The sequence below is a fragment of the Ahrensia kielensis DSM 5890 genome (assembly GCF_000374465.1).
Taxonomy (GTDB): Bacteria; Pseudomonadota; Alphaproteobacteria; order Rhizobiales; family Rhizobiaceae; genus Ahrensia; species Ahrensia kielensis.
Map to the genome: position 1 here is coordinate 414,478 of NZ_KB894529.1, position 12,940 is coordinate 427,417.

The following is a 12,940-nucleotide window of genomic DNA, read 5'->3' on the forward strand; positions in this document are numbered from 1 at the left end:
TTAGCTATCCACCTTCAAGACTTGAATAAACGCTTCTTGAGGAATTTCGACGCGGCCGAACTGACGCATCTTCTTTTTACCCTCTTTCTGCTTGTCGAGCAGCTTGCGCTTCCGCGAAACGTCACCGCCATAACATTTGGCCGTAACATCCTTACGCATTGCTGAAATGGTTTCACGCGCAATAACTTTGCCGCCAATAGCTGCCTGAATCGGAATCTTGAACATGTGACGCGGAATAAGCTCTTTAAGCTTTTCGCACATAACACGGCCACGCTTTTCAGCAGCCGAACGGTGAACCAACATGGAAAGCGCATCCACCGGCTCTTCGTTGACAAGTACGCTCATGCGCACAAGGTCACCTTCGCGGTACTCAGCGAGCTGGTAATCAAATGATGCATAGCCTTTTGAAATCGACTTCAAACGATCGTAAAAATCAAACACAACCTCGTTAAGCGGCAAATCATAGACCACCAAAGCGCGTGTACCGACATAAGAAAGGTCTGTTTGAATACCTCGGCGCTCCTGACACAATTGCAGGATTGAACCTAGATACTCGTCGGGTGTCAAAATTGTTGCTTTAATCCAAGGCTCTTCAATCGACCGAATACGCACAACGTCTGGCATGTCCGCCGGATTATGCATTTCTGTTTCGCTGCCGTCCGTCATGTTCATTTTATAAACAACGGATGGTGCGGTAGCGATCAGCTCTAAATTAAACTCACGGCTTAGGCGCTCTTGGATAATTTCCAAGTGCAAGAGTCCGAGGAAACCGCAACGGAAACCAAATCCAAGCGCTGCGGATGTTTCCATTTCAAACGAGAAACTTGCATCATTCAGGCGCAACTTGCCGATAGCTGAGCGCAAATCCTCAAAATCATCTGCATCAATTGGGAAGAGCCCACAGAACACAACAGGCTGCGCCGGCTTAAAGCCTGGCAACATATCGGTGCAAGGGCGCTTATCTTCTGTGATCGTATCGCCCACACGTGTGTCAGCAACTTCTTTAATCGAGCCGGTAAAGACGCCGATTTCGCCCGGCCCCAAATTTTCTACGGGCACCAGTTTCGGCGTCATAACGCCAACACGGTCTACTAAATATTTCGCGTCGGTGCCCATCATACGAATATTTTGGCCGCGTTTCATCTCGCCATCAATAATACGCACAAGCACAACAACACCAAGATAGGTGTCGTACCAGCTATCCACGAGCAAAGCTTTTAGCGGTGCAGAGCGGTCGCCACTTTTCGGTGCCGGAAGCTGCTTGACGATTGCTTCCAAAACATTGGGAATGCCTAGGCCTGTTTTGGCAGAAATTTCCACTGCATCAGTTGTATCAAGCCCGATGACTTCTTCTATCTGCTCTTTAATGCGCTCAGGATCGGCTGCGGGCAGATCGATCTTGTTGAGTATAGTTACAATCTCATGGTCGTTATCAATTGCCTGATAAACGTTCGCGAGCGTTTGCGCTTCAACGCCCTGCGAAGCATCGACAACGAGAAGCGAGCCTTCACAGGCTGCGAGTGATCGTGAAACCTCGTAAGCGAAGTCAACATGGCCCGGCGTATCAATGAGATTGAGAACGTAATCTTGGCCGTCTTGCGCTTTATATTCCAAGCGCACAGTGTTGGCTTTAATTGTAATTCCGCGTTCACGCTCGATATCCATCGAGTCAAGGATCTGATCCTTCATGTCTCGTGCCTGCAGCGTATCAGTTTGCTGGATCAGACGGTCGGCAAGCGTGGATTTCCCGTGGTCGATATGAGCGACGATAGAAAAGTTGCGAATATTGGATAATGGCGTGTTTGTCATAGGCTTCATATAGAGCGCAATTGCGCCGCATGGAAGTGGAGATTTTACTGGCTTGTGAGTTTCCAACGACGGCCAGCATTTGAGCCAAAGACCGTGAAGTAACGGCCTGACTTAGCGGGTACCTATTAAGCGTTCAGCTTATCTGCCTCTTTGTCATTAATGGATGGCCCCCAAATCACTTTCTTATAGTCGAAACCAAATTCCAGTGTCGGTTTAACGATTTGAAAGTAAGGAGAAAGGTCAAAATCACGCGGCGTGAATAAGGAATAGTGGCGAATATGCAAGATTTCACGACGGGAATAGTCTGACGTTGCGCGGGCACGCCCCGGTGCCGCAGTTATTTCAGGCAAAATAGGATAATTAATTTCATGAAATGCCTGTGCAATCAAAGTTGAGCAAATTGCGCGGGTTGGATCACCTGAGCCAAACTCAATCATGCGCCTGCGCCACCGCACGGGTACAGGCGGTGTAGGCAGCAAGTATCGCGCCATGTCTAGAATATTTTTTGTGTCGTACTGCAGGCCTATTTTAGAGATCATAAAATTAACAATAATCTGGCGATCTTCTGGTGTTAGGCCCGAGGCGCGGCAAATGCGCGTATTGAATGTTTGGTAATTTTCTAGCGGCTCTGCGGTGCAACCACGCCCAAGATTAACTTCAATCAAGCGTTTCGCATGCCCCTCTTCATTCTTTTCATCCAAAGCGTCGCCAATATAAAGCGCAGCGTGGCTCCATGTGCTTTGCGTTAAATACTTAATCGCAGCTGAAATTTTGCGATTGCCCTCGATAAGCAATATGTCACCGGGCTGAAGCGTGCGGTATAGAGTTTCAGGATCAGATGGCGTGTAAGGTTGGTATCCGGACGTTTCGCGCTCAAGCCGCTGCGCGATCCAAGTTCCTATACGTGCCAATATTGACTCTTTTATTTGTGCCACCGCGTCACTCCTTGCGGTCTAATGATTAGTCACGACTGCTATATGGGGTCAATGCACGACAAATAAAGTACAATCAAATTCAGTTCATCTTTCGCCAACAAGGTTGACCTTAACAAGCATTGTGCATATCTTCAGTTTAGAATTATTCTAAAGAGATAAAAGTATGCTAAACCGTTTCTGGCCGGCCTCTCGTCGTGATTTCTCCTCCCTTAGCGAGCAGGAAATCCTTGCACTCGCCATTTCATCAGAGGAAGACGATGCGCGCATTTACCTAGCCTATGCGGACGGCCTTAGAGAAGAATATCCTGCATCGGCAAAAATCTTCGAACAAATGGCTTTGGAAGAAGAAACGCACCGCGAAATGCTTATCAAAATGCATAAGAAGCGGTTTGGCGACACTATTCCCTTGATCCGCCGCGAGCATGTAAAAGGTTATTATGAGCGCAAGCCGGATTGGCTTGTGCGACCGCTCGGCATTGAAAAAGTGCGCGCAATGGCTTCTCAAATGGAAGAACAAGCACATCGGTTCTATTTACGTGCTGCGCAACAAACTAAAGACGCCGATACACGCTTATTACTTGGCGAGTTGGCGATTGCTGAAAACAGCCATCACACGACGGCGATTCAACTCGAAACCGAACACACCCCAGACGATGTTCGCGAAATTGAGAGCCAAGCAGAACATAAGCAATTCATCTTAACTTATGTGCAGCCTGGCCTTGCTGGATTAATGGATGGCTCAGTATCAACGCTGGCCCCCATTTTTGCTGTCGCCTTTGCAACACATGATACATGGACCACATTTCTTGTCGGTCTTGCCGCATCCGTTGGTGCTGGCATATCGATGGGCTTTACAGAAGTCGCATCTGACGATGGGGTCATTTCAGGCCGTGGCTCTCCGATCAAACGCGGCTTAGCGACAGGTATCATGACAACGGTCGGCGGACTTGGCCATGCCCTACCCTATCTAATTCCACATTTTTGGACCGCAACAGCTATCGCCTTCGCTGTCGTTATTATTGAACTTTTCGCGATCACATGGATACAAAACAAATATATGGAAACCCCATGGGGCCGCGCAATATTCCAAGTGGTTCTGGGCGGCGCATTGGTTTTTGCAGCAGGCATGCTGATTGGTAATGCTTAAGGTTTCTTAGGCAGCTCAAACAGCCGAATTAGTCGCTTTTCTTAACCGAACCAACGATTGTCATGTCTGGGCTCTCTATTGTTACCCAGTGACCTGCATGGCGCTCAGACTGGCGCTTTAGATATTCATAGGGTGTCTGGTCCCACACGCGGACTTGGCTGTTCAAATTATCCAGCACAAAATCACCGCGATCGGTGCGAACCGTTAAAACGGCATGGCCCTCGCCGTCCGGCTTGCGCACAACTGTTATCAATAGCGCAGACGGGGAAATGCCTTGCTTGATTAACATTTTGCGCTTTAACAAAACATAATCTTCACAATCGCCTGCAATATCCGGATAAGCCCACACCTCTTCGCGACCATAGATTTCTAGGTCGCTACGCGGCTCAATCACCATATTGATGGCGGAATTAATATTGACGATATTCTTCCAAAGTTCGCGTGTTAAATGTACAGGCTTCAACGACGCTTTGCGGTCTTGCTGACACTCTTCTGAATAAGCCAAACAAAATTCATAGTGACCGATTGGCTGTGAGGTCAGTTTTCCAGTGATCATAGAAGACGCATTGGCCACGACAGCGGATAAGGCCACCACGCTAATGGCAGTCGCGCATAGTCCAACTTTTATCTTCGTTAGTCTCATGGTGTGACCGCCGGGCTCTTTTATTTATTAACAAATGATTAACCAGACTATTCTTCGAACGCAATGCACACGAAGAGCAAGGTTAAAATATGGTTAAAGCGTGGCAGTATGGCACATGTGAAAACACCGCCTTTCGGCGGTGCTTAAAAAGTCAATTCACAATAATTTTAAACCATGTGGATAAAGTTAGGCTCAATCACCTGAAAATCACGACACAGCACGCAAGGCAGGCTTTTTGCGGCTTTTGCGCGTTTTTGTTTCTGCCATGAAGTCGAGGATACGCGGCGCAACTTCATTGCGGAAGCGTGAGCCGTTAAAGACGCCATAATGTCCAACCGACGGTTGTTCATAATGTTGTTTAAAGGCATCAGGTATATTTGGACATAAATCATGCGCAGCTTCGGTTTGGCCGCGCCCCGTAATATCGTCGTTTTCTCCCTCAATCGTAAAGAGGGCAACATTCTTAATCGCTGAAAGATCAACTTTCTCGCCGCGATGCATCATCGTGCCTTTGGCCAAAGAGTGCTCAATAAAGACAACTTCGATTGTTTGCAGATAGAATTCAGCGGTCAAATCCATAACAGCCAAATATTCATCGTAAAAATCACGGTGCTTTTCTGCGCTATCGCCATCATCACGCACAAGATGCATGAAAAAATCTTTTTGCGCGATCATATGGCGATCAAGGTTCATCGACATAAAGCCAGTAAGCTGCAAAAACCCTGGATAGACTTGACGACCTAATCCCGGATTTGGGAATGGCACATCCATGATGACGTTATCGCGGAACCAATCTATATCTTTTTCTTCTGCCAGATCATTAACCGCAGTTGGATTGCGGCGCGTATCAATTGGCCCGCCCATTAAGGTCATCGACAATGGAGACACAGCGTCTTTTCGTTTCTCCATCATAGCAACCGCTGCAAGCACAGGCACTGAAGGCTGACACACACCAATAATGTGCGTATCTGGGCCTAAGTGATCAACCATTTCGATAAGGTAATCAATATAATCTGAAAGATCAAAAGAGCCTTTGGATAGCGGCACATCACGTGCATCAACCCAGTCCGTTATATATACTTCAGCTTCAGGAAGCAGGCGCTCCACCGTACCGCGCAACAAAGTTGCGTAGTGGCCGGACATGGGCGCAACAAGCAAAACTTTAGGATCGTTTCCGCGTGGCTTTTTCAGCGCACGGGAAAAGTGCAAGAGCTTACAGAATGGCTTTTCCCATACATTTTTTTCAACAACAGCAACTTCCTTGTCATCGATAATAGTCTCATTGAGACCAAATGCAGGCTTGCCGTAACGACGTGTTGTGCGTTCAAACACCTCCGCCCAAGCAGCCATTGTGCGGCCGTACTTCGTTTGCGAAAATGGATTGGCAGGATTGCGATAGAACATGCCCGTAGCTTCGGCCATCGTACGCCAAGGCTGCATTAGCGCATGATTCATTTCGTAAAACTTATAGAACATTTATTACGCTCCTTAAAACACTCAAGCAGACGACTAAATCGATTATACAGCGAGTGGGTCTGTACAATTGCTTTGTTGCACTGCAAAATCAAGCAACGAAACGCATTATTTCAAGTCTATTAGTCTCAACTTTGTCGTGCATTCACTCATAACATCCCCGCGTTTGGGGCACATTCACAGCTATTACATTTAAATCACCTAGATTGCGGCGTTTCTCTCAATCCGAAAAAAGATTTGAAAACATGCCATTAGAGGCGTTCTAAAATAGTGCGATCGACATAACGCCATCATCCAGAGCTATTGAACTTACCCTAATGATTTCATTTGAAAACGCCTTGTCTAAACCTTACCGAGCAAGCTCGTCGCCTGTTAAAAAACATAAAAAAAGCCCGTTTCATTACAAAACGGGCTTTTAAAGCACTTATTATTCCAACTGGTATCAGCCAGCAAATCCTTCAACGACGATAATCTCGCCGTCAGCAATCTCTTGGCGAATAGCGCGGGCGCGGCTGTAAGTTTCAGAGTTATAGCAAGCAAGGGCAGTCTCTACGCTGTCGAACTCTACGACAACATTGCGCGATCTGCTCTCACCTTCTTCGGCGTGAATGTCCCCGCCGCGAACAAGAAACTTTGCACCAAATTCTTCGTAGGCAGGTGTCGCTGTTGCCACATAGTCTTTATAACGTTCTGCATCGTGAACAGTCATACGTCCAATCCAATAGCCTTTTGCCATGATTGTATTCCCTCTGATTATGCGCTTTGCGCTGTTTCAATTTGTTCAAGGAACTGTCGTGCCGCTTCGCGGCGGTCTGGTGCGGCAATAATAGGTCGGCCAACAACAAGATGGCTCGCACCAGAGCGAATAGCGACATCAGGTGTTACAACACGTTTTTGATCACCTGCTTCACCATCAGCCAAGCGAATACCCGGCGTGACAACTGCCATATCATTGCCGACAATCTCGCGCACAGACTCAGCTTCTTCTGCTGAGCACACAATGCCGCCCATACCAATTTTAGCGGCTTGACGCGCACGCTTGAGTACCAATGTAACGGCATCATCATGATAACCAGCTTCAGACAAATCCCTGTCGTCCATTGAGGTTAAAACTGTAACGCCGAGTAAAGTAAGATTCGTGCCTTTTGCAGCCTCAACAGCTGCAGCCATCGCTTTGGGATAAGCGTGAAGCGTCAACATATCGACACCCAGCCGCGCAATGCTCTCAACGCCTTTCGCGACAGTATTATCGATATCGAGCAATTTCATATCAAGGAAAACAGACTTGCCTGCGGCTTTAAGCTCACGCGCTAAATCCAGCCCGCCGACAAATGCCAATTGGTGACCTATTTTATAAAATGAGACGTCATCGCCAAGGCTTTCAACAATCCCGGCGGCTTCAAGCATTGTTGGCACATCCAGCGCAACAATCAGTCTGTCTTTTGCATTGTTTGGCATGGGATAATCCTTCTTGAATTCTGCTACCGTTCAATCGCATAGCAGCAGTCATGTCTCAAGATCAAAGGCAGAAATTAAACCCTGCCGCGTCCCACGGTTACGCGCTCAAGCAACGAGCGGCATGTCTTTTTCAACAATGATAAAGTTCGTTCATCGCTCGGCATACCGTCGGCTCCAAAGCTATTGGCTGCACGTGCCACAGAGCACTGTTCTGTGATAATTTGCGTACCCACATTCATTAATACCGAACGTACATGGTAAAGGCCGCGAATACCGCCCAACGCGCCCGGCGATGCTGCACCTAGAGCAACCGTCAATCCAGCATAGGGTTTTAAATCATGCGTTCCATCTGATTTGGTTACAGATACCCAATCCAGCACATTTTTCAAAAGAGGTGGAATGGAGGAATTATATTCAGGGCATGCGATAAAGAGGCCATCATGCACCTGAAACAATTGAGCAAGCTTGACCGCATTTTCGGGCGCGCCATCTTTCTCCAATAGATCTGCACCAAGTATTGGCAGTGGATAATCAGCAAGCGTGATCTCGGTAACTTCTGCGCCTTCAGCGCTCAAAATCTTAATCGCGGCTTTTGCCAGTTGAGTATTATATGATCCGGTTCGAAGCGAACCTGAAAAGACGAGAATTTTTGCGTTCATATTATGGCTCCACTTGCCGTTCATTAAGCCCCAAGAGAGCCTTAAATTTCAAACATTCGATGATAGTTTCAGTATTTACGGTAGGTCCAGATTTTTGCAGGCGGCAAATTGCGCAATATGCGGCGACTAGATGAGATCTCTACATCGCTATCATTGACAATGATCGGAGAGCGGCGCCCATAAGTTATCTGAACGATAGGACGCCCCCGCGCAATGCGCTTGAAAGCCGTTTTTAGAAAAACTTCTTGATCTGCCTGTGAAAAGTTCAGCATCGGGATAGCTGAAATAATGCAGTCAAACTGCTGCTCCCCCAAATGTGCTAAAGCCTCATCAAGATTAAGCGCATCCCCTTGCACGATCGTCGCGTCCGGATAACGCATATGCCACTCATTGCAAAACGTCTCATCATATTCGATGGCAACAATGTCTCGTTCAGCAACGCCGCGCCTTAATATCGCGTCGGTTATTGGCCCCGTACCGGGCCCAAGCTCCAGAACAGGCAAATCACTATTGCTGGAAATATGAGAAGCAATAACATCTGAGACAACACCGGAAGTTGGCGCAATCGCACTTAAGCGTTGAGGAGAACGAATGACGCCGCCAATAAAGTGCAGCTGTTTCAAAATACCAGAAGAAGAATTTTGCATTCGCTTATTACATTCCCGCGCTATGGCGCTTTAGCACTCGCGCTTCAAACTGTTTTTGCAACATCAAAAGAAAATCCTCCCTTAAAGCTCAAACCCACTCTATATTTTATAGCTATAAGTCCAAACGCGCGCAGGCGGGAGATTATTAAAAACCCACCGACTCCGATTAATAGAAATCGAAGCATCATCAACTTCTATTGGATTACGAATGCCATATGAAAATTGCACGAGCGGACGGCCATGCGGTATGTTTCCGAGTGCGCCTTGAAGAAATTTTAAGCGCATTGAAGGCGTAAAGTTCAAAAGTGGCAGCCCAGATATAACGCAATCGAATTTCTGCCCCTCCAAATGAGCAAGCGTTTCATCCAGATTAAACGCATCGCCTTGAATGATCGAAGCTTGCGGAAAACGCTGGCTCAAATCGCGACAAAATTTTACGTCATATTCCACAGCATATAGATCGCGCTCAGCAATACCGCTTCTAAAAATAGCTTTGGTAATTGCGCCCGTACCAGGACCAAGTTCCAGTACAGGCAAGTCATTTGGCGAGGTGATATAAGACGCCATAAGGTCGGCGGTTTCCGACGATGTTGGCGCAACTGCGCCTACCGTTTTTGGCGATCTTGCCCAAGCTCCGAAAAAACGCACCTGCTCCATCAACCGTGACGATTGGCTTTTTTTACAGGGCGCGGTGTTTCGCTTATTCACCAAGATCAAAGAAATCCTTCATGCGCGAAAAGAAACCAGAAGATTGAGGGCTGGTCTCTTTAGCGGATATTTCTTCGAACTCCTGTAGCAACTCTCGTTGACGCTTGGAAAGATTTTGCGGAGTTTCCACTGCAATTTGAATGTATAGATCGCCCATCGCAGAATGGCGCATGACAGGCATGCCTTTACCCTTCAAGCGGAACTGCCGACCCGGCTGGGTACCTTCAGGCACTTTAACCCGCGTATTGGAACCATCAAGCGTGCCGACATCAAACTGTCCGCCAAGCGATGCTGTCGTCATGGAGATCGGAACCTTACAATAAAGGTCCGCGCCATCGCGCTGGAAAAACTCATGCGGGCGCACTGAAATGAATATGTATAGATCACCCGTTGGGCCGCCGCGGAAGCCTGCCTCGCCCTCACCGGACAAACGAATACGTGTTCCGTCTTCAATTCCCGCTGGAATATTGACAGACAGCGTGCGCTCTTCATTAACGCGGCCTTGGCCCGAACAGTCTGTACAAGGATCTGAAATAACTTCGCCGCGTCCGTTACATGTCGGACATGTTCTCTCTACGGAGAAAAAACCTTGGCTTGCGCGCACACGGCCAGAGCCAGAACATGTGGTACACGTCGTCGGGCTAGAGCCCGGTTTTGCGCCAGAGCCCGCGCATGTATCGCATGATTTATTGGTCGGAACCCGAATAGAAGCCGTCTTTCCTGCAAATGCTTCTTCGAGTGAAATCTCAAGATTATAGCGAAGATCGGCACCGCGCGCGCGGCCACCTGAAGACTGACGGCGTCCGCCGCCCATCATTTCGCCAAAGATGTCTTCGAATATATCCGAGAAACCGCCCGCTGCGGCACCGCCAAATGGGCCGCCACCGCCGCCCATGCCACCTTGTTCGAAAGCTGCATGACCGAAGCGGTCATAAGCAGCGCGTTTTTGTGGATCTTTAAGCGTTTCGTATGCTTCGTTACATTCTTTGAATTTTGCTTCAGCAGAAGCATCGCCCGGATTCTTATCCGGATGATACTTCATTGCCATTTTACGATAAGCGCTTTTTAATTCTTTATCGTCAGCGCTCTTAACAACGCCCAGTGTTTCGTAGAAATCAGCCTTAGCCATAAATAATACGTCCAGCTTTCCGTTTAATTCTGCGCCAGCATGCTGCGCAGAGCAATTCGCATTTAAGGCGGTGCGCGATAATTCGCAATCATGTCATGACAGACATCCGCACATGTCCTGCACGATATAGACGTCGTCAAGCTCGGTTTCCATAAGCAATGAAAAAAAATGCTGTAATTACACCGCTCAAGCTGAATTATTTTGCATTTTAGAGCTATTTTTCACTCAAAGTGCCTGACCAACCAATTCCCAAGCGGCTTTCTTTAAATATTGAGCGCCAACCAATAACACTGTGGCGCGCCCAAAAGGATAAAGGCAAACAAAAACCCCGGCACAAGCACCGGGGTTTTAAATTTTCTATCTGATATGATTAGGCGGATTTTTTGCTATCGTCGTCATCATCGCTGATGTCTTCGAAGTCTGCATCCATTACATCATCACCAGCAGCATCGGCTGCGGCATCAGCTTCAGCAGCCGCAGATTCTTCAGCCTGCGTAGCTTCATAAATTGCCTGACCAAGTTTCATTGATGCTTCAGCTAATGTCTGCGTTTTTGCAGTCAAAGCATCGCCATCAAGTTCTTCTTTAGCAATTTCTTCTTTTAGATCCTTAATAGCATCTTCGATGTCAGTTCTATCTTCATCACCGATTTTATCGCCATGCTCTTTCAAAGATTTCTCTGTTGAATCAACAAGCGATTCTGCCTGGTTCTTAGCTTCCACACCTTCGCGACGTTTCTTATCGCTTTCAGCATTTGCTTCCGCATCCTTAACCATCTGTTCGATCTCTTCATCAGAAAGACCGCCCGATGCCTGAATACGAATTTCGTGCTCTTTACCAGTACCTTTATCGGCAGCTTTAACATTCACGATACCGTTAGCATCAATGTCGAATGTTACTTCGATCTGCGGAATACCGCGCGGTGCCGGCGGAATACCAATCAAGTCAAACTGACCAAGCATTTTGTTGTCAGCCGCCATTTCACGCTCACCTTGAGAAACGCGAATAGTCACAGCAGACTGGTTGTCTTCAGCTGTCGAGAATGTCTGTGACTTCTTGGTTGGGATTGTTGTGTTACGATCGATCAAACGTGTGAACACACCGCCAAGCGTCTCAATACCAAGTGACAATGGTGTCACATCAAGAAGAAGAACGTCTTTAACGTCGCCCTGAAGAACGCCGCCCTGAATTGCTGCACCCATAGCAACAACTTCATCTGGGTTCACACCCTTGTGCGGCTCTTTGCCGAAGAAGCCTTTAACCGTTTCCTGAACTTTAGGCATACGGGTCATACCGCCAACAAGAACGACTTCGTCAATATCACCAGCTTTAAGACCAGCGTCTTTAAGTGCGGCTTTCATTGGATCAACAGTGCGTTTCACCAAATCATCAACGAGGTTTTCAAACTTCGAGCGTGACAGTTTCATGGTCAAGTGTTTTGGACCAGAAGCATCAGCTGTAATGAACGGAAGGTTCACTTCTGTTTGTGATGATGATGAAAGCTCGATTTTTGCTTTTTCAGCGGCTTCCTTCAAGCGTTGAAGCGCCAGCTTGTCGCCTTTCAGGTCAATGCCCTGATCTTTTTTGAATTCTTCTGCGAAGTACTCAACAAGACGCATATCGAAGTCTTCACCACCAAGGAATGTATCACCATTGGTTGATTTAACTTCAAATACGCCATCACCAATCTCAAGGATTGATACGTCGAATGTACCACCACCAAGGTCATAAACCGCGATTGTACCGCCATTTGTTTTATCAAGGCCGTAAGCAAGCGCAGCAGCCGTTGGCTCGTTGATAATACGAAGCACTTCAAGACCGGAAATTTTACCAGCGTCTTTTGTCGCCTGGCGCTGTGCATCATTAAAGTATGCAGGAACTGTAATGACGGCCTGCTCAACTTTTTCGCCAAGGTAAGCTTCTGCAGTTTCTTTCATCTTGTTCAGAATCATCGCAGAAATCTGTGCTGGTGAATGTTTCTCACCGCCAGCTTCAACCCAAGCATCGCCATTTGTACCTTCAACAATGTTGAAAGGCACCATTTTCTGGTCTTTTTTCACAGTCGGGTCATTAAACCGGCGACCGATTAGGCGCTTGACCGCGAATAAAGTGTTTTCTGGGTTGGTAACAGCCTGACGTTTAGCTGGCTGACCAACAAGGCGCTCGCCATCGTCAGTAAATGCGACCATTGAAGGCGTTGTACGCGCACCTTCTGCGTTTTCGATAACTTTTGCGTCTTTGCCATCCATGACGGCAACACAAGAGTTTGTTGTACCCAAATCGATACCGATTACTTTTGCCATTATTAGACCTCTTTTTCAGCAGACTGCGCG

12 protein-coding genes are annotated in these 12,940 nt (G+C 47.5%); 1 reads left to right on the top strand and 11 read right to left on the bottom strand.

Annotated features, from left to right (window positions below; genetic code table 11):
• Both lepA and C504_RS0108185 read right to left on the bottom strand, forming a co-directional pair.
• A complete protein-coding gene (gene lepA / locus C504_RS0108180; RefSeq protein WP_026317323.1) occupies positions 1-1,809 on the bottom strand; it encodes a translation elongation factor 4 in 1,809 nt (602 codons plus the stop codon).
• Positions 1,810-1,934: 125 nt separating this feature from the next.
• Positions 1,935-2,744, bottom strand: a complete 810-nt coding sequence (locus C504_RS0108185) for a YiiX/YebB-like N1pC/P60 family cysteine hydrolase (RefSeq protein WP_018688844.1) — start codon at positions 2,742-2,744, stop codon at positions 1,935-1,937.
• Between the two features lie 163 nt (positions 2,745-2,907).
• On the opposite strand from C504_RS0108185, the gene mbfA reads away from it, so the two are divergent.
• Positions 2,908-3,891 carry an iron exporter MbfA gene (gene mbfA / locus C504_RS0108190; RefSeq protein WP_018688845.1) on the top strand — a complete coding sequence of 328 codons (984 nt, stop codon included), beginning with the start codon at positions 2,908-2,910 and terminating at the stop codon, positions 3,889-3,891.
• 28 nt (positions 3,892-3,919) lie between these two features.
• Here mbfA and C504_RS0108195 read toward each other — a convergent pair whose 3' ends face one another.
• The 9 genes from C504_RS0108195 to dnaK all read right to left on the bottom strand — a co-directional run bounded on the left by C504_RS0108195 (position 3,920) and on the right by dnaK (position 12,910).
• Positions 3,920-4,534, bottom strand: a complete 615-nt coding sequence (locus tag C504_RS0108195; RefSeq protein WP_018688846.1) for a transglutaminase-like cysteine peptidase — start codon at positions 4,532-4,534, stop codon at positions 3,920-3,922.
• Positions 4,535-4,741: 207 nt separating this feature from the next.
• Positions 4,742-6,010, bottom strand: a complete 1,269-nt coding sequence (locus C504_RS0108200; RefSeq protein ID WP_018688847.1) for a polyhydroxyalkanoate depolymerase — start codon at positions 6,008-6,010, stop codon at positions 4,742-4,744.
• A gap of 439 nt (positions 6,011-6,449) precedes the next feature.
• Positions 6,450-6,743 carry a DUF1330 domain-containing protein gene (locus C504_RS0108205; protein ID WP_018688848.1) on the bottom strand — a complete coding sequence of 98 codons (294 nt, stop codon included), beginning with the start codon at positions 6,741-6,743 and terminating at the stop codon, positions 6,450-6,452.
• 17 nt (positions 6,744-6,760) lie between these two features.
• Positions 6,761-7,465 carry an orotidine-5'-phosphate decarboxylase gene (gene pyrF / locus C504_RS0108210; RefSeq protein ID WP_018688849.1) on the bottom strand — a complete coding sequence of 235 codons (705 nt, stop codon included), beginning with the start codon at positions 7,463-7,465 and terminating at the stop codon, positions 6,761-6,763.
• Positions 7,466-7,539: 74 nt separating this feature from the next.
• The gene (locus tag C504_RS0108215) at positions 7,540-8,124 is read right to left on the bottom strand and encodes an NADPH-dependent FMN reductase (RefSeq protein ID WP_018688850.1); all 585 of its coding nucleotides are present in this window, start codon (positions 8,122-8,124) and stop codon (positions 7,540-7,542) included.
• A 68-nt stretch (positions 8,125-8,192) separates the two neighbouring features.
• Entirely contained in the window at positions 8,193-8,771 is a 579-nt protein-coding gene (locus C504_RS0108220; protein ID WP_018688851.1) for a class I SAM-dependent methyltransferase, read from the bottom strand.
• Between the two features lie 99 nt (positions 8,772-8,870).
• The gene (locus C504_RS0108225) at positions 8,871-9,428 is read right to left on the bottom strand and encodes a class I SAM-dependent methyltransferase (protein ID WP_018688852.1); all 558 of its coding nucleotides are present in this window, start codon (positions 9,426-9,428) and stop codon (positions 8,871-8,873) included.
• Between the two features lie 43 nt (positions 9,429-9,471).
• Complete coding sequence (dnaJ, locus tag C504_RS0108230) at positions 9,472-10,608, bottom strand: molecular chaperone DnaJ (RefSeq protein ID WP_018688853.1); 1,137 nt, start codon at positions 10,606-10,608, stop codon at positions 9,472-9,474.
• A 370-nt stretch (positions 10,609-10,978) separates the two neighbouring features.
• Positions 10,979-12,910 (bottom strand): molecular chaperone DnaK, encoded by a 1,932-nt coding sequence (gene dnaK, locus C504_RS0108235; protein ID WP_018688854.1) that lies wholly within the window; start codon positions 12,908-12,910, stop codon positions 10,979-10,981.
• Positions 12,911-12,940: the final 30 nt, after the last annotated feature.

Coding starts and splice junctions, on each gene's coding strand:
- lepA (WP_026317323.1), bottom strand. CDS start 1,809: ATGACAAACACGCCATTATCCAATATTCGCAACTTTTCTATCGTCGCT.
- mbfA (WP_018688845.1), top strand. CDS start 2,908: ATGCTAAACCGTTTCTGGCCGGCCTCTCGTCGTGATTTCTCCTCCCTT.
- C504_RS0108195 (WP_018688846.1), bottom strand. CDS start 4,534: ATGAGACTAACGAAGATAAAAGTTGGACTATGCGCGACTGCCATTAGC.
- C504_RS0108200 (WP_018688847.1), bottom strand. CDS start 6,010: ATGTTCTATAAGTTTTACGAAATGAATCATGCGCTAATGCAGCCTTGG.
- C504_RS0108205 (WP_018688848.1), bottom strand. CDS start 6,743: ATGGCAAAAGGCTATTGGATTGGACGTATGACTGTTCACGATGCAGAA.
- pyrF (WP_018688849.1), bottom strand. CDS start 7,465: ATGCCAAACAATGCAAAAGACAGACTGATTGTTGCGCTGGATGTGCCA.
- C504_RS0108215 (WP_018688850.1), bottom strand. CDS start 8,124: ATGAACGCAAAAATTCTCGTCTTTTCAGGTTCGCTTCGAACCGGATCA.
- C504_RS0108220 (WP_018688851.1), bottom strand. CDS start 8,771: ATGCAAAATTCTTCTTCTGGTATTTTGAAACAGCTGCACTTTATTGGC.
- C504_RS0108225 (WP_018688852.1), bottom strand. CDS start 9,428: ATGGAGCAGGTGCGTTTTTTCGGAGCTTGGGCAAGATCGCCAAAAACG.
- dnaJ (WP_018688853.1), bottom strand. CDS start 10,608: ATGGCTAAGGCTGATTTCTACGAAACACTGGGCGTTGTTAAGAGCGCT.
- dnaK (WP_018688854.1), bottom strand. CDS start 12,910: ATGGCAAAAGTAATCGGTATCGATTTGGGTACAACAAACTCTTGTGTT.